Here is a 15407-nt window from a genome sequence, read left to right as displayed (position 1 = left end):
TTGACCGTTTTGGGGCCATCTGTCATTCAATCCTTTCAGGCAGAAGGGCCAGGTATATGAAGGTCATCATTTGCGGGGCCGGTCAGGTTGGCTGGCAGATTGCGCGGCATCTGTCGGGCGAACTGAATGACGTTACAGTGGTTGACAACAACCCGGACCTGGTGCGTCGCGCCACGGAAACACTGGACGTTCAGGGTATTGCCGGCTTTGCCAGCTATCCTGATGTACTTCAGCGCGCGGGCGCCCGTGATGCGGATATGATCATCGCCGCCACCCATTCCGATGAGGTGAACATGGTCACCTGTCAGATGGCGCATTCTGTCTTTTCGATCCAGCGCAAGATTGCCCGATTGCGGTCTAAATCCTATTTACAGGCCATCCATTCCGACCTGTATCGCCGCGATCACTTGCCCATCGACGTGGTCATCAGCCCTGAACGCGAGGTGGCCGCCGCCGCCATGCGCCGCCTTTCGGCCCCCTCGGCCTTTGATACCGAGATGTTCATGGACGGGCAGGCGCAGCTTTTGGGCATCCGCATTGACGAGGATTGCCCGATCGTAAACACGCCCCTACGTCAGTTGACCGATCTGTTCTCGACCCTCAGCTCGATCGTGGTTGGGGTGCGGCGCGAGGGGACTCTGTTTGCCCCGGAGTCCGAGGACCAGCTGTTCGTTGGTGACGAATGCTATGTCTTTGCCAACGTAAAAGACGTCGACCGCACGATGGAGGTTTTCGGCAAGGCGCAAAAGAAACAGGACCGCGTGGTCATCGTGGGCGGCGGCAATGTCGGGCTCGAGGTTGCGAGGACGCTTGAGGAACGCGAAAGCCGGGTGCGCGCCAAGATCATCGAACGCGACCGCAGCTGTGCCGAACTGGCCGCAGAAGCGTTGGAGCGCACGATTGTTCTGAACGGCGATGGCTTGGACTCCGCGCTGTTGCGCGAGGCCGGGATCGAGCGTGCCGACGCTATGCTGGCCGTCACTGACGACGACCGCGCCAACTTGCTGGCCGCCGTGCGGGCCAAGGCCGAGGGCTGTGCGCTGGCGATTGCACTGATCAATGATCCCAGCATGGTGGCCTTGATGGGACCTTTGGGCATTGACGCCTATATCAACCCGCGCGCCACCACTGTCAGCTCGATCCTGCGCCACATCCGCCATGGGCGCGTGCGGCAGGTTTATTCCATCGGCGATGCCGAGGCCGAGGTGATCGAGGCCGAGGTTCTGTCGACCTCTCCCATGGCGGGGCAAAAGCTGCGTGACATCGACTTTCCCGAGGGCGTTCTGGTCGGGGCTGTTCGCAAAGGTGATGAGTTGCTGCGCCCCACGGGCAGCCTGCGGATCGAAGAGAAAGACGTGCTGGCGATTTTTGCCATGGCCAAGGACGTGCCCGAGGTCGAGCGCTTGATGCAGGTTTCGATTGATTTCTTCTGATGGAGCGCGCGCGGACACAGCGGATCGGATTGGTGCGGCGCTTGCCGCTGTTTCTGCTGATCTGGGCCATTGCCGCGCTGTCCATGTGGATACCCGCGATTTATGCGCTGGTTCTGGATGATCACGACACCTCGCGCTCGTTCTTCTATTCCGGGTTTCTTGGGCTATTTATTGTGGCCATCATTGCTTTGGCCTCATCGAACCGTGTGCCGCGCAGGGGGACCTTGGGGCAGTTGGCGGTGCTTTTGGCCTGTTTCACCGTTTTGCCCCTCTATTTGGCAATCCCGCTGCATGACGCTTTGGGGAATACCACTTTTCTGAACGCCTATTTCGATATGGTCAGCGCCTTGACCACAACCGGCGCCGACCTGTTTCCCGACCCCGATCGTCTGAACGCGCCTCTGCATTTCTGGCGCGCGCAAGTGGGGTGGATGGGTGGCCTGCTGATGTGGATTTCAGCTGCCGCGATCCTGGCCCCTTTGTCGCTAGGCGGGTTCGAGGTTACTGCGCGTGGCCAACCCGGTCGTCCGGTCTCGGGTGTGGCGCAAAGCGAAAAGGTTGACCCGCGCGGGCGGCTAATCCGGGTCGCGCGGACGCTGACACCGATCTATGCCGGTCTGACGCTTGTGATCTGCCTGCTGCTGTTGATTGCGGGCGAGCAGGGTCTGACGGCGATCTGCCACGCCATGTCTACGATGGCGACCTCGGGGATTTCCCCCGTCGGCGGAATGGAGGGCGCGCAGGCCGGAATCACGGGCGAGGCGATCCTGTTCTTGTTTCTGTTCTTCGCCTTGTCGCGCCTAACCTTTTCGACCGACACCGCAACAACCGGCTATTCGCGCCTGGACAAAGACCCGGAATTTCGCATCGGACTGATGATCGTTGGCGCCGTCGCTGCGCTTTTGTTCGTCCGGGTTTGGCTGGGGGTCAATGAGATCGGCAACCGGTTAGAACCGATGCAGGCGGTCAATGTGATTTGGGGTATGCTCTTTACAGGCTTGTCCTTTTTGACCACGGCAGGGTTTGAAAGCGCGAACTGGAACGATGCGCAGCAACTGTCTGGCCTTGGCACGCCGGGTCTGATCCTGATGGGCATTGCCCTGATCGGCGGCGGGGTCGCCACGACCGCTGGTGGGGTCAAACTGCTGCGCGTGTTTGCGCTCTATCTGAACGGCGCGCGCGAGATTGACCGGCTGATCTACCCATCCTCGGTCAGTGGGGTGGGCGGCGGTAACCGACGTATTCAAAGCGATGGTGCATTCATTGCGTGGATCTTCTTGATGATGTTCGCTTTGACCGCCGCGCTGTTCAATATGTTGCTGGCCGCGATGGGGGCGGGGTTCGAACAGGCGATGGTGCTGACGGTCGCGGCGCTCAGCACCACGGGTCCGCTGATCGAACTGGCAACCGATGTACCTCTGCGCCTGATTGACCTTTCGTCAAACGCGAAGCTGACCATGTGCGCGGCGATGGTGATTGGCAGATTGGAGACTCTGGCCATTATTGCCTTGATTACGCCCACGCTCTGGCGGGACTGAGAATCAACACTCGTGTTAATGATTGATTTTTCATCTGGAAACTCGGTTAACGACACTCCATACTCCGCCAGAGGGAGCGCGTTGGTCCGCAGCGCGTAGCAAGAACAATGGCGAGTTTATAAAAATATGGCTTCGGACAGACAGAATCTGCAGGACGCGTTCCTGAACAACGTACGTAAGGCAAAGGTCCCGGTCACAATTTTCCTGATCAACGGTGTGAAATTGCAAGGTGTGATCACGTGGTTTGATAACTTTTGCGTGTTGTTGCGCCGCGACGGACAGTCGCAGCTGGTTTATAAGCACGCGATCTCGACCATCATGCCATCACAGCCGATCAACCTGTATGAGGGCGAAGACGCCTCTTGATGGAACATGACAGGACGCGCACCCGTGCCTGGGTGCTGCATCCGGAAATCAAGTCAGATGAACAGCGTCGTGTCCCCGAACCGGCGCTGGCAGAGGCGGTTGCACTGGCCGCTGCGTTGCCCGACCTCGACGTGGTCGGCTCTGAAATCGTGCGCCTGCCGCGGGCGCAGGCCGGGTTGTTGTTCGGCAGTGGTAAGATCGAAGAACTGGCCGAGCGGCTACATGACAATGAAATTGAGTTGGTGCTGATCGACGGCCCGGTGACACCCGTTCAGCAACGAAACCTCGAAAAAGCGTGGAAGGTCAAAATCCTCGACCGGACCGGGCTGATCCTTGAGATTTTCAGCGACCGCGCCCGTACCCGCGAGGGTGTGCTTCAGGTCGAGATGGCCGCGCTCAGCTACCAGCGCACCCGTCTTGTGCGCGCTTGGACCCACCTTGAACGACAGCGCGGCGGATTGGGTTTTGTCGGCGGCCCCGGCGAGACGCAGATCGAAGCCGACCGGCGCGCCATTGACGAACAACTTGTTCGCTTGCGGCGGCAGTTGCAGAAGGTGGTCAAGACCCGCACCCTGCACCGTGCGGCCCGCGCCAAGGTGCCGTATCCGATTGTGGCGTTGGTGGGTTATACTAACGCGGGCAAGTCCACTCTGTTCAACCGTCTGACCGGGGCCGAGGTGATGGCCAAGGACATGTTGTTCGCCACGCTTGACCCGACCATGCGCCGGGTAGAACTGCCCGACGGCCCCGAGGTGATCCTGTCGGACACGGTGGGCTTCATCTCGAACCTGCCGACCGAGCTGGTGGCGGCTTTCCGCGCCACGCTCGAGGAAGTGTTGGGCGCGGATATCGTCGTGCATGTGCGCGACATCAGCCATGAAGAGACTGACGAACAGGCCCGCGATGTCGAAACGATCCTGACCTCGCTGGGTGTGGATGACGCGCGCCCTCGGCTTGAGGTCTGGAACAAGATCGACCTGTTGACCGCCGACAATCGCGAAGCCGCCATAGCCCGCGCCGAGCGTGATCCTGCGGTTTTTGCCATCTCGGCGGTGACTGGCGACGGGGTTGACGCGCTGCTGACCGAGATCGCCACCAAGCTGCAAGGCGTCCGTCACGAGATCACCCTGACGCTCAGCTTTGCCGAGGGCGACAAACGCGCGTGGCTGTTCCGTCAGGACGTCGTGCGGTCCGAGGAGCAGACTGAGGATGGCTTTCAGATAACCGTCTTGTGGACGGATAAGCAGTCGGCGCAGTTCGCCGCCCTCTAGGTGTTATGCCCCGTCGATCTGCCGCTGGTAATCGTCAGCATCGAACCAGCCTAGCGAGGATTTTACCTTGTTATCCGCGGTCAGTTCCCATTCTTCCCAGCCTCGGGCAACGACGTGGTTGCCGGTCTGTGCGTGGTGCCCTTCAAGGGTCCAAACAAAGATGGCGTGGCTCCCCGCCCAACGCAGCATGTCGCAGCGCACTTCAAGATCCGGGAAGTCGGCATAGAACCCGCGTGCCATCTCGGCCACCGCAGCGCGACCGACAATGGGCTCGCCCCGATTGATGATGATTTGCCCGTCGGGTGCATAGAAACTTGCAACGGCGTCCGGGTCGCCTGAACTCCACGCGATTGCATAGTCGCGCGCAAGATTGTTCATCGTATCTCTAATACTGGCCATCAATTCCCCCGGTCTCAAATCGTTTCACCTTGAGATCGTAAGCCAGAACAAGGGTCTGCGTCCACGAAACCTTGTTTTCAGGGCAATGTCTTGCCTAAAACCCGGTGTCAGCGCGGGGTCAGATGGGTCACGCCGACCGCCGCCGCACGCGCCAGATCAAGATCCAGCGACATCGGGATGTATTCCCCGCGCCGCCACAGCTGCGCCTGATCGTCATAGTAGCGCGACAGGAAATGGCCCGACTGACCTGTGGCCGTGATGAAGACCGAGCTGTCAGGGTCGGCGAAATCATAGACGCCCCGATACCCCGCGCCATGTACGTTCTGGAATGGGTCCGGCCCTTCGCCCGAGGTACGCCCCCGCAGCAAAGTATTGTCGCCGCCGCTGGTGGATTGACGGATATTTACGAAGAACCGCAGAACCGGAACCGAGCCTAGAACCGGGTGATCATGGGTGGCCTGATGTGCATCGCCCCAACGCAGAGATTCCAGCGCGCCACCGTATTTCTCGGAAATCCAGATCAGCGCATCGTCCAGCGCCAGTCGCGCCATGTCAGTGCAGGTTTCGACCGGTGCGCTTTGACGGACGTCACACCAAACTGCCGCGCCGTCGATGTCGCGGTAGACGCGCTCGATGAACAGCGGCTCGACATGTTTGTATTCCGCGGCTAGCGGGCCCAGCTCGTCCGAGATCAGGCGGATTTGTAGCGCCCGCAACCAGGCGGCATAAATCAGCGGTTCGGGCAGGTGCTCGTTCATCTCGCCGTTCCATTCGGCCAGCAGACCAAGCGCGATCTGGCGCAGGCGTTCGGGCGTGCCTTCGGGTGCAGAGGCACCGGTGAACCACAGGTCCGCACCGATCAGCGGCAGAAGCGAGCGGGCTGTGAAACTGACCGTGTCTAGCTGCGCCTCGATAAAGCTGTCGCGGGTGTGCACTTCGCGCGATTGCATCAAACGCTGCCAGCGGTGAATGCGCTGTGTGTCGCCCCATTCGTATGAAACATGTTCGGGAAAGGGACGGTCGATGATCTTGTTGTTGGTATTGCCCAAAATGCCGCCCGCCGGGGCCACAAATTCGGGGTTGTCGGCATAGGGCAGGCGACCTTGCCAGCGGTTCTCGTTCAGCCAGCCGGGCGTCGGGATACGGCCCCGGCTTTGGTTGCGCAGGGCGCGGCGTGGCATGGCCCCGATCAGTTTCATCCCGATGGTGGTCCGATCGACCAGCGACAGGTTCTGTGACGGAGCGATATAGCCCTCGGCTGCTTCGATCCCTTGACGCACGCTGTCGGCATTCATCAGGGCCAATGCGGCGGACATGGAGGTGTCCTGCGCACTCAGCGCGGTCCACGACAATGAAGTCACGTGACCGGGTGGAGTGATCGTTTCCAGATCATAGTGGCTGCCGGGCAGCACAGGCCCGTTCTCGGTCCAGCGCAGGGTCAGGGTGATCGGGGCTTCGTCCTTGATCTCGATGATCGAGGGGCGCGCGCGGAAGGCTTTGAACCCGTCCGGTGTTTCGTATTCCTCGGGGTTGTCGGGGTTGAGCCGTTCGATATGCACATCCTGATCGTCCAGATAGGACGAGGTCAGTCCCCATCCCAGCCGATCACTGCGCCCGGCCATGACCGCAGGCACACCAGGGATTGTCGCGCCGATCACGCCGCCTTTGGCCAGCTCCAACCGCGCCAGATACCAGACGCCGGGTGCGGTGAAACCCAGATGTGGGTCATTGGCCAACAGCGTGCCGCCAATAGCCGAGCGTGAGGGGGCAGCTGTCCACGCGTTAGACGCGCCTGCAAGGCCGCGCTTGGGGAAAGGTGACAGCGGGCTATCGGGCATCGGCGTGCCATGGGCATAGCGCGGAAGTCCGGGAAAGAGCGTGGCATATTCCGGCAGAGCCGCGATCCCTGCACCGGGTACATCGGGCAGGATATCGGCCAACCGAGCCGAGTCGTTCAGCATAAGCGAAGTGCGCGCTCGCAGCACCTCGTCCTCAAGGTGGCCGGACAGTTGCAGCGCCATCAGCTTGATGACGGCAAGGCTGTCTCCGGGCTGCCAAGGCGAAACGGGGGCGTTGAACAGAAACATCTCGGGCGCGCCGCGGCCAAGGGCCATTTCGTTGATCTCGTCCAAACGCGCATTCACGCCCGCCGCATAGGCCCGCAAGGCGGCTTTGGTATAGTCGTCCTGTACCTGAAACGAGCGATGCGCCAGACCGTACAGGTCCAACCGGCGCAGCAGCTTGTCGATATTGACCGTGCGTGCACCGAAGACCTCGGACAGGCGACCTTGGGCGGTGCGGCGCATGACGGTCATCTGCCACAAACGATCCTGCGCGTGGGCGTAGCCCAGCCCAAAGAACACATCCGGGTCGGATTGACCCAGAACATGGGGTACATTTGCGGTGTCTCGTACGATTTCGACAGGAGCGGTCACGCCCCGCACGGCGACGGTCTGGTTATACTCGGGCAGGGATTGGCTGGCCAAGAAATAAACCAGAAGCACAGCCCCCAGCGTCAACATGACAAGGGCCGAGGTGATACGCACCAACCAGCGAAAAACTATACCCATCTGCGGTCCATAATCCGTTCCGTCAAACCTTGTTCGCAGAGTAAAGGAAGGCTGTACCAACCGAAAGAGGAACGCCACGAAATATGCAGGGTTAACTCTGCTTTAGAAACGCGAAACCCCGCCACAACCGTTGGGCCATGACGGGCACTTAGCGAGGGGTTGGTATTTCAGCTTTACGGAATGATCCGCGTATATTTTGTGCCCTCGACGGTCGCCCCGATTTGCAGACCCGCTTGACCAAACACAGCCGCCAGAACAGGCGAGCGCAGTGTCGTCGTGTCGGTCGAAAGGCTGTCACCCTGATCGCTGACCACGTAGCCGATGTCGGCTCCGGCGGTCCAACCGCTGGCGCGGCGGAAGTCGTTCAGCGCATCTTGTGTCATGAAGAACAGAACATGCGCATACTGCTGGGCGCCGATCTGTAAGCCGGCGGTGCCTTTGACGGCTGAGTAGTAGTCTACTGTTGCCCCGTTGATGCGCAGCGCGCCACGCCCAAAACCGCCGCCGAAGACAAAACCTGCTTCGGTGATCAGTGGCATGACTAGCATACCATTAGCCTTGTTGGCGATCTCAACAGTGTTGGGATAGCTCGCATACATTTCGGTCAACGTCGCATCGACGCGAGCGTCGATCGTTGCCGCATTGGAATTGCCGACGCCATTACCACAGGCGGCGGTCACGGTCAGACCGGCCATGCCAAGCGCAAAGCCACGACGGTTCAGTCGGGGAAGGTTGGAACTGCTCATATGTTTTCTCTGTATAACTGCCTGATTTGCCGGGTGATCCCGATCTTATGTGCAAGACTACGCCGATTGCGGCGTCCTGTCACGGGAAAGCTGCCGCCGCACTCATCACAATCGGCGAAAAACCGCGTCACACTGGAATTTTATCCTTGCAAGAGGCGTGCGACCGTGGGCGCGAAATAGGTCAGGATGCCGTCACAGCCCGCGCGCTTGAAGGCCAGCAGGCTTTCCAGCATCACCTTTTCTCCATCGATCCAACCGTTTTGCGCCGCCGCTTGAACCATCGCGTATTCGCCTGACACCTGATAGGCATAAGTGGGCGCGCCAAAGGCGTCCTTCACACGGCGACAGATATCGAGATAGGGCATCCCCGGTTTGATCATCACCATGTCTGCGCCCTCGGTCAGATCGCGCTCGATCAATCGCAAAGCCTCGTTCGAGTTGGCGGGATCCATTTGATAAGTTTTTTTGTCTCCGGTCAGCGCACCCGATGCGCCCACGGCATCGCGGAACGGCCCGTAAAAAGCGCTGGCATATTTCGCGGCATAACTGAGGATCATCACGTTGTGATGCCCGGCGTTTTCCAAAGCACGGCGCATTTCCCCGATGCGTCCGTCCATCATGTCCGATGGTCCGATGATATCAGCCCCGGCCTCGGCCTGCGCCAGCGTCATTTTGACCAGTGCCTCGACGGTCTGATCGTTCACAATCTCGCCATCCACGAAGTATCCGTCGTGACCGTTGATGTTGTAAGGGTCCAGCGCGACGTCCGTCATAACCGCGATATCAGGGGCGGCGGACTTGATGGCCCGGATCGCCCGGTTCGACAGATTGTCGGGGTTCCACGCCTCGGCGCAATCTTCGGTTTTCAAGCTTGGGTCGGTATAGGGAAAGATGCAAATCGCCGGAATCCCCAATGCTTGAGCCTCAACAGCGGCTTTTGCGATCATATCGACCGAGCGGCGGACGACACCGGGCATCGAAGGCACGGGTTCTTCCACGCCTTCCCCATCGCGCACAAACACCGGCCAGATCAGATCATCGGTCGACAGGCTGTTCTCGCGCACCAGCCCGCGGATGGCTTCAGACTGGCGGGCCCGGCGAAAGCGCGTCAGGGGATAAGGGGCGATGGTCGGTTTCATGTCGCGCTCTCCTTGAATATTCGTGCATTGGGTGGCATGAATTCGGCGTAGTCTCAAGGGTAACGATCGACGCGGGTCCCTCAGGACAGTGAATTAAAGGGCTGACGCGTGGACTTATTTTCTTCGATTTTCGAAATCATCGATATGCGCAGCTTTTCGAACCTGTGGTATTGGATTGGGCTGGCCGTTTTGTGGTCGACCGCCAGCCATTGGTCGATGGGTGTGCCGTTTGATCTGGTTCAGCGCGCCCGCCGGATCGGGGGGCAAAGCGAGCAGGATCTGCTGGACATCGTCCGGATCAACCGCAATCGGCTGCTTTATATTGTCGAGGTGTCGGGACTTGCGCTGCTGGGGCTAAGTTGTTTTTTCTTCACCGGGCTGGCCATGCTGGGCTTTGTCTATGGCGTGGAATTTGCGCAGGCGGTGTTTTTACTGATGTTTCCACTGGTGTTGGTAACGCTCATCAATATCTCGGCCGCGCGCAAGTTGAGCCGGGTTGAACCTGAATTGGCCTTTGTGGCGAAAACCCTCACGCGGTGTAGGATCTATACGCAGATCGTGGGGATGATTTCGATCTTGATCACCTCGCTTTGGGGTATGTATCAGAACTTTTCCATCGGCGTTCTGGGATAGAGAATTCGGAAAGGTTAGGCGATGAAGGCTCCGAACCATGTCACGGTCGGCGGCGCCCCCGAAGGGTTTGACGCACAGCTTGTCCTGAACGAGATCGCCCGGTCCGGCGGGCCGGTGTGTCATGTGGCGCGCGACGACAAACGGCTTGAGGCGATGCGAGCAGCCCTTGCCTTTTTTGCGCCGGATATGCCGGTCTTTGTGTTTCCCGGCTGGGATTGTCTGCCCTATGACCGGGTCTCGCCCAACGCAGATATCGCAGCCGCGCGCGTGGCGACGTTGGCGGCGTTGGTGCATCAGATGCCCGATCGGTTTGTGCTGCTGACCTCGTTGAACGCGGCCACCCAGCGGGTGCCCGCCCGCGAAGTTCTGCGCGAGGCCGCGTTTACCGCCCGCGTCGATCACCGCGTGGATGAGGCCGCGCTGCGCAACTTCCTTGTCCGCATGGGTTTCACCCAAAGCCCCACGGTAATGGAACCCGGCGACTATGCCATTCGCGGCGGCATCATCGACATCTTCCCTCCGGGCGAATCCGGCCCCGTGCGGCTGGACCTGTTCGGAGACGTTCTGGACGGCGCACGCCGGTTTGATCCCGTCTCGCAGCGCACCACCGAAAAGCTGGACGTAGTAGAATTGGCTCCGGTGTCCGAGGTCATTCTGGACGATGCCGCCATCACGCGCTTCCGCCAGAACTATCGTATCGAGTTCGGCGCGGCGGGCACCGATGACCCTCTGTACGAGGCGGTCAGCGCAGGGCGCAAACATCAAGGCATTGAACACTGGCTGCCCTTCTTTCACGAAAAGCTGGAAACGCTGTTCGATTACCTTCCCGACGCAACGATCACCGTAGATGATCAGGTCACACCCGCGCGTCTGGCGCGGTGGGATACGATTGCTGATCAGTATGAGACCCGGCGTTTGGCGCTGGAAAACCGGTCCCGAATGGATACGGTTTATAAGCCGACCCCGCCTGGATTGCTCTATCTGGATGATGCCGCATGGGAGCAAGCGGTCGGTGATCGTCGGGTGCTGCAATTCAGCCCGCTGCCACAGGCCAGTGGGCCGGGTGTGATCGACGCGGGCGGGCGGATCGGGCGTAACTTTGCGCCTGAGCGGCAGCAGGAAAGCATCAGCCTGTTTGGCGCTCTGGCCGCGCACATCACCGACAAGATGGCCCAAGGCCCGGTGCTGATCGCCTCCTATTCCGAAGGCGCGCGCGAACGTCTGACCGGGTTGATCGAAGACGAAGGTTTGGCCGAGGCGATCCCCGTTACCGACGGCACCCGCGTCGGCAAACGGGGCCTGCATCTGGCCGTCTGGGCGCTGGAGCATGGGTTTGAAACCCCCGACTTGACCGTTATCGCTGAACAGGACGTGCTGGGCGACCGCCTGATCCGCCAGCCAAAGAAGCGCCGCAAGGCCGAAAATTTCCTGACTGAGACTCAATCCCTGACCCCCGGTGATCTCGTGGTGCATGTGGATCACGGCATCGGCCGCTATCAGGGGATGGAGGTCGTCACCGCCGCTGGTGCTGCCCATGAGTGCTTGCTGCTGGAATACGCCGAACAGTCCAAGCTGTACCTGCCGGTCGAAAACATCGAACTACTGTCGAAATACGGCCATGACGAAGGTCTGCTGGATCGTCTGGGCGGCGGCGCATGGCAGGCCAAAAAGGCCAAGCTGAAAGAGCGCATCCGCGAGATGGCGGACAAGCTAATCCGTATCGCAGCCGAACGCGCATTGCGAAAGGCTCCTGTGATGGATCCGCCGCCTCACGCATGGGAAGAGTTCAGCGCTCGTTTTCCCTATCAAGAGACAGACGACCAACTGCGCGCGATTTCCGAGGTGATGGAAGACATGCATTCCGGCGCGCCGATGGATCGCCTGATCTGTGGCGATGTGGGTTTCGGCAAGACCGAGGTCGCAATGCGCGCCGCCTTTGTCGCCGCCATGTCAGGCGTTCAGGTCGCGGTGATCGCGCCGACAACGCTGCTGGCCCGACAGCACGCGGCCTCGTTTAAAGAACGATTTCGGGGTTTCCCGCTTGAAGTGCGGCAACTCTCTCGTTTCGTTTCAGCGAAAGAAGCGCAGCAAACCCGCGACGGGCTGGCACGCGGCACCGTGGATATCGTGATCGGTACTCACGCATTGCTGGCCAAAGGTATTCGGTTCAACAATCTGGGCCTGCTGATCATTGACGAAGAGCAACATTTCGGCGTCGGCCACAAAGAGCGCTTGAAACAGCTGCGCAGCGACATCCACGTCCTGACCCTGACAGCCACGCCGATCCCGCGGACATTGCAACTTTCCCTCACAGGCGTGCGCGACCTGTCGATCATTGGCACGCCGCCCATCGACCGTCTAGCCATCCGCACCTATGTCAGTGAGTTCGACGCGGTCACCATCCGCGAGGCCTTGCTGAGAGAACACTATCGCGGTGGGCAGAGTTTCTACGTGGTTCCGCGTATCTCGGACTTACCTGAGATCGAAGAGTTCCTAAAGGAACAACTGCCGGAACTGACCTATGTGGTCGCCCACGGTCAGATGGCGGCAGGTGAGCTTGATGATCGGATGAACGCCTTTTACGATGGCAAATACGATGTGTTGCTGGCTACGACGATTGTGGAAAGCGGGCTTGATATTCCTACCGCGAACACGATGGTCGTACACCGCGCCGATATGTTCGGCCTGGCGCAGCTCTACCAAATCCGAGGCCGGGTGGGACGTTCAAAAACCCGCGCCTACGCCTACCTGACCACCAAGCCTCGTGCCCGCCTGACAGCCACAGCCGAGAAACGTCTGCGGGTTCTGGGCTCGTTGGACACGCTGGGCGCCGGGTTCACGCTGGCCTCTCAGGATCTGGATATTCGCGGCGCGGGCAATCTGCTGGGCGAAGAACAATCCGGCCAGATGCGCGACGTGGGCTACGAGCTTTATCAGTCGATGCTGGAAGAGGCGATTGCCAAGATCAAAGCGGGCGAGATGGAAGGGCTGTCGGATGCCGATGATCAATGGGCGCCGCAGATCAATCTGGGTGTCCCGGTTCTGATACCCGACGACTACGTACCCGATCTAGACGTGCGTCTGGGCCTTTATCGCCGTTTGTCCTCGCTGTCGACCAAGGTCGAGTTGGAAGGCTTCGCCGCCGAACTGATCGACCGGTTCGGCAAATTGCCGAAAGAGGTAAACACCTTGATGCTGGTCGTTCGCATCAAAGCCATGTGCAAACGCGCAGGTATCGCCAAGCTGGATGGGGGCCCAAAGGGTGCTACCATTCAGTTCCACAACGACAAATTCGCGTCTCCGCAAGGGCTGGTCGAGTTCATCCAAAACCAACGTGGCATGGCTAAGGTCAAAGACAACAAGATTGTGGTGCGGCGGGACTGGAAGAATGACGGTGACAAGATCAAGGGGGCGTTTGCGATTGCCCGTGATCTGGCCGAGAAAGTCATCGCCCAGAACAAGAAGTCCAAAACCAGTTGAAACCGGTGGAAGGGGGCGCTGCCCCCGTCGCGCGTGTCGCGCGACTCCCCCGGAATGTTTAAGGCCAGATGAACAGGGGATCCCAGCTTCATCTGGCTAAAAATATCCCCGCCGGAGGCATCGCGCTTTAGCGCGATTTAGCTTTGCATCGCGGCTTGGGCGCAGAAACACGAGGCTGCGACCGCCCGATCGGCCCGAGCTAGAGCGAGGTCCAGCCGTTGTTTGATCTGTTGGATTTCGAGCGTTTCATTCCGCGCCTTGAGGCAATCATGCAGGCCTTTGAGGCTCCAGACATTGTCCGGGTGGATCGAGGCGCGGCTGAGTGTTCCGCCCAGACCCAGATCTGCCCGATATACGGCTTCAGCCTCGGTCACGTGACCTTGTTCGAACAAAAGCGCCCCAAGCGCGTGGCGGGTGGGCTGCATCCAGCCCCATGGCTCGTCGTAAGGCAGCGTATCATCCAGTTCGACCGAACGCCGCAGATGCGCGTATGCCGCTTCATAGTTTTCTTTGCGGTATTCGATCTCACCCCGCAGCATTTCACTGGCGATTTCCAGTAGGTCGATGACCCGGTTGTTGTGCAGGCGGCGGGCCTCGGGCACGCGGGCTTTGGCGGCGTGGAACTGGGTTTCTTCCGCTTCGGCTTCGGCAACCTCTCCGGTCGCAGCATGGGCGAGTGCGCGGGCATAGTGGGTTGTGGCCGTGAGCGTTCGGTAGAGGTCGGGGTCATCCGGCAGGTCTAGCGCTTTGGCCTCGGCCCAGCGACCAAAGCGGATCAGGATGTGAGGTTTCATGGACAGATAGGCTTCGAAGAAATCGGCCATCGGAGGGCTTTCGATCCGCAGCATCTCTTCCGGCGTAGTGTCCCACATTGCCTGATTTGCGGCCAGAGCCGGTGCCATCTGACCCAGAAAGAGCGCGCCATATATTGTGAAGTGGTAATTGTGCAGCCGGTAGCCGGTATAGATCGTGAAGGCGCCTTCGCGCTCGAAATACTTCAGGTCCGCGACCGAAGCCTGCTGGTTCCACTGAACGACATTGTGGTAGTGGCCGCACAGAACGTCGATATGGGTGGGCATGTGTACCAGGTGCCCGGCCTCGGGAACCAGTCTGCGCAGCACGTCGCCAGCCTTGAGCGCTTTTTCCGGGGTTGGCGACATTTCCATCAGGTGCACGTAAAGGTGCAGCAGGCCGGGATGAGACATGGCTGCGGGATCGTCGGCCATGGCGTCTTCCAGCGTGGTTTGCGCCTCAAACGTTGCTGCACCTTCGGCGGGTAGGCCTGTCTTCAGGTCCCACATTTTCCAAGGGGTGAGGTTCAATAGCGCTTCGACATAAATGGTGCGCAGGTCCAGATTGCCGGGCTGGGCGGCAAAGGCGTCACGCATGGCTTCAGCAAAGTCATGATCCCAGCTGTGCATGTCGGGAATTGGTTCGCGCTGTGGATAGCGGGCGGGTAGGGCGCTGATCAGCGCTTGTTCGACCGGGTTGCAGATTGAGGCCAGAGCCAGTGCCTGCTGCGCTGCGTCATAGGCTTGCTCGAGCGACTTTTTCTTCCCGCGGTCATCTCGCAAATCCCAGGGAAGGTTATAGTTAGGACCCGCCGCATAAGCGATACCCCAAAAGGCCATGGCACAGTCCGGGTCGGCCTCGGCAGCGCGCTGGAAACAGGCGACGGCCTCGTCATGGTTATAACCGTAGGTCCAGTTCAGCCCCCGATCGAACCAAAGCTGCGCGTCGGGTGAAGTCGTAGTGATCGGGCAGGAATATGGGCCCAGATCGTAATAGTCGCTCATTTCAGTCTCCCCTCGGGTCGAGCGGAGGTTAGCGCG

At 60.0% G+C, this 15407-nt stretch carries 11 protein-coding genes; 6 read left to right on the top strand and 5 right to left on the bottom strand.

Annotation, left to right across the window (positions count from 1 at the left end; all coding sequences use genetic code 11):
- The first annotated feature begins 56 nt into the window (after window positions 1–56).
- The 4 genes from trkA (at window position 57) to hflX (ending at window position 4608) form a co-directional block, all read left to right on the top strand.
- Complete coding sequence (trkA, locus tag GOV79_RS03960) at window positions 57–1433, top strand: Trk system potassium transporter TrkA (RefSeq protein WP_170788679.1); 1377 nt, start codon at window positions 57–59, stop codon at window positions 1431–1433.
- Window positions 1433–2971: a TrkH family potassium uptake protein gene (locus tag GOV79_RS03955; RefSeq protein ID WP_170788678.1), complete on the top strand. Its 1539-nt coding sequence runs from the start codon at window positions 1433–1435 to the stop codon at window positions 2969–2971. Before trkA ends, GOV79_RS03955 begins: the two co-directional genes overlap by 1 nt.
- Before the next feature lie 126 nt (window positions 2972–3097).
- On the top strand, window positions 3098–3337 hold the full coding sequence (gene hfq / locus GOV79_RS03950) for an RNA chaperone Hfq (protein WP_005982826.1): 240 nt from the start codon (window positions 3098–3100) through the stop codon (window positions 3335–3337).
- Window positions 3337–4608 carry a GTPase HflX gene (gene hflX / locus GOV79_RS03945; RefSeq protein ID WP_170788677.1) on the top strand — a complete coding sequence of 424 codons (1272 nt, stop codon included), beginning with the start codon at window positions 3337–3339 and terminating at the stop codon, window positions 4606–4608. The genes hfq and hflX overlap by 1 nt, the downstream gene beginning before the upstream one ends.
- Window positions 4609–4611: 3 nt before the next feature.
- On the opposite strand, the gene GOV79_RS03940 is transcribed toward hflX, so the two are convergent.
- The 4 genes from GOV79_RS03940 to hemB form a co-directional block, all read right to left on the bottom strand.
- Complete coding sequence (locus GOV79_RS03940) at window positions 4612–5007, bottom strand: nuclear transport factor 2 family protein (protein ID WP_170774310.1); 396 nt, start codon at window positions 5005–5007, stop codon at window positions 4612–4614.
- Between the two features lie 107 nt (window positions 5008–5114).
- Window positions 5115–7577: a penicillin acylase family protein gene (locus GOV79_RS03935; protein ID WP_170788676.1), complete on the bottom strand. Its 2463-nt coding sequence runs from the start codon at window positions 7575–7577 to the stop codon at window positions 5115–5117.
- Window positions 7578–7750: 173 nt separating this feature from the next.
- Window positions 7751–8323, bottom strand: coding sequence for a lipid-binding SYLF domain-containing protein (locus GOV79_RS03930; RefSeq protein ID WP_170774306.1), 573 nt, complete (start codon window positions 8321–8323; stop codon window positions 7751–7753).
- A gap of 140 nt (window positions 8324–8463) precedes the next feature.
- A complete protein-coding gene (gene hemB / locus GOV79_RS03925; RefSeq protein WP_170788675.1) occupies window positions 8464–9462 on the bottom strand; it encodes a porphobilinogen synthase in 999 nt (332 codons plus the stop codon).
- A gap of 108 nt (window positions 9463–9570) precedes the next feature.
- On the opposite strand from hemB, the gene GOV79_RS03920 reads away from it, so the two are divergent.
- Together GOV79_RS03920 and mfd are read left to right on the top strand one after the other, a co-directional pair.
- Entirely contained in the window at window positions 9571–10095 is a 525-nt protein-coding gene (locus GOV79_RS03920; protein WP_170774303.1) for a component of SufBCD complex, read from the top strand.
- A gap of 21 nt (window positions 10096–10116) precedes the next feature.
- Window positions 10117–13575: a transcription-repair coupling factor gene (gene mfd / locus GOV79_RS03915; protein WP_170788674.1), complete on the top strand. Its 3459-nt coding sequence runs from the start codon at window positions 10117–10119 to the stop codon at window positions 13573–13575.
- A gap of 137 nt (window positions 13576–13712) precedes the next feature.
- Here mfd and GOV79_RS03910 read toward each other — a convergent pair whose 3' ends face one another.
- Complete coding sequence (locus GOV79_RS03910; RefSeq protein ID WP_170788673.1) at window positions 13713–15371, bottom strand: hypothetical protein; 1659 nt, start codon at window positions 15369–15371, stop codon at window positions 13713–13715.
- Window positions 15372–15407 lie beyond the last annotated feature (36 nt).

This window comes from Ruegeria lacuscaerulensis (assembly GCF_013034745.1).
GTDB classification, from domain to species: domain Bacteria; phylum Pseudomonadota; class Alphaproteobacteria; order Rhodobacterales; family Rhodobacteraceae; genus Ruegeria; species Ruegeria lacuscaerulensis_B.
Note: the sequence above shows the minus strand (reverse complement) of the source record. Positions and strands in the feature narration are given on the sequence as shown.

Excerpts from the sequence above, each read along its gene's own strand:
- GOV79_RS03910 (WP_170788673.1), bottom strand. The coding sequence starts at position 15,371 with ATGAGCGACTATTACGATCTGGGCCCATATTCCTGCCCGATCACTACG.
- hflX (WP_170788677.1), top strand. The coding sequence starts at position 3,337 with ATGGAACATGACAGGACGCGCACCCGTGCCTGGGTGCTGCATCCGGAA.
- GOV79_RS03935 (WP_170788676.1), bottom strand. The coding sequence starts at position 7,577 with ATGGGTATAGTTTTTCGCTGGTTGGTGCGTATCACCTCGGCCCTTGTC.
- hfq (WP_005982826.1), top strand. The coding sequence starts at position 3,098 with ATGGCTTCGGACAGACAGAATCTGCAGGACGCGTTCCTGAACAACGTA.
- trkA (WP_170788679.1), top strand. The coding sequence starts at position 57 with ATGAAGGTCATCATTTGCGGGGCCGGTCAGGTTGGCTGGCAGATTGCG.
- hemB (WP_170788675.1), bottom strand. The coding sequence starts at position 9,462 with ATGAAACCGACCATCGCCCCTTATCCCCTGACGCGCTTTCGCCGGGCC.
- GOV79_RS03930 (WP_170774306.1), bottom strand. The coding sequence starts at position 8,323 with ATGAGCAGTTCCAACCTTCCCCGACTGAACCGTCGTGGCTTTGCGCTT.
- GOV79_RS03940 (WP_170774310.1), bottom strand. The coding sequence starts at position 5,007 with ATGGCCAGTATTAGAGATACGATGAACAATCTTGCGCGCGACTATGCA.
- GOV79_RS03955 (WP_170788678.1), top strand. The coding sequence starts at position 1,433 with ATGGAGCGCGCGCGGACACAGCGGATCGGATTGGTGCGGCGCTTGCCG.
- mfd (WP_170788674.1), top strand. The coding sequence starts at position 10,117 with ATGAAGGCTCCGAACCATGTCACGGTCGGCGGCGCCCCCGAAGGGTTT.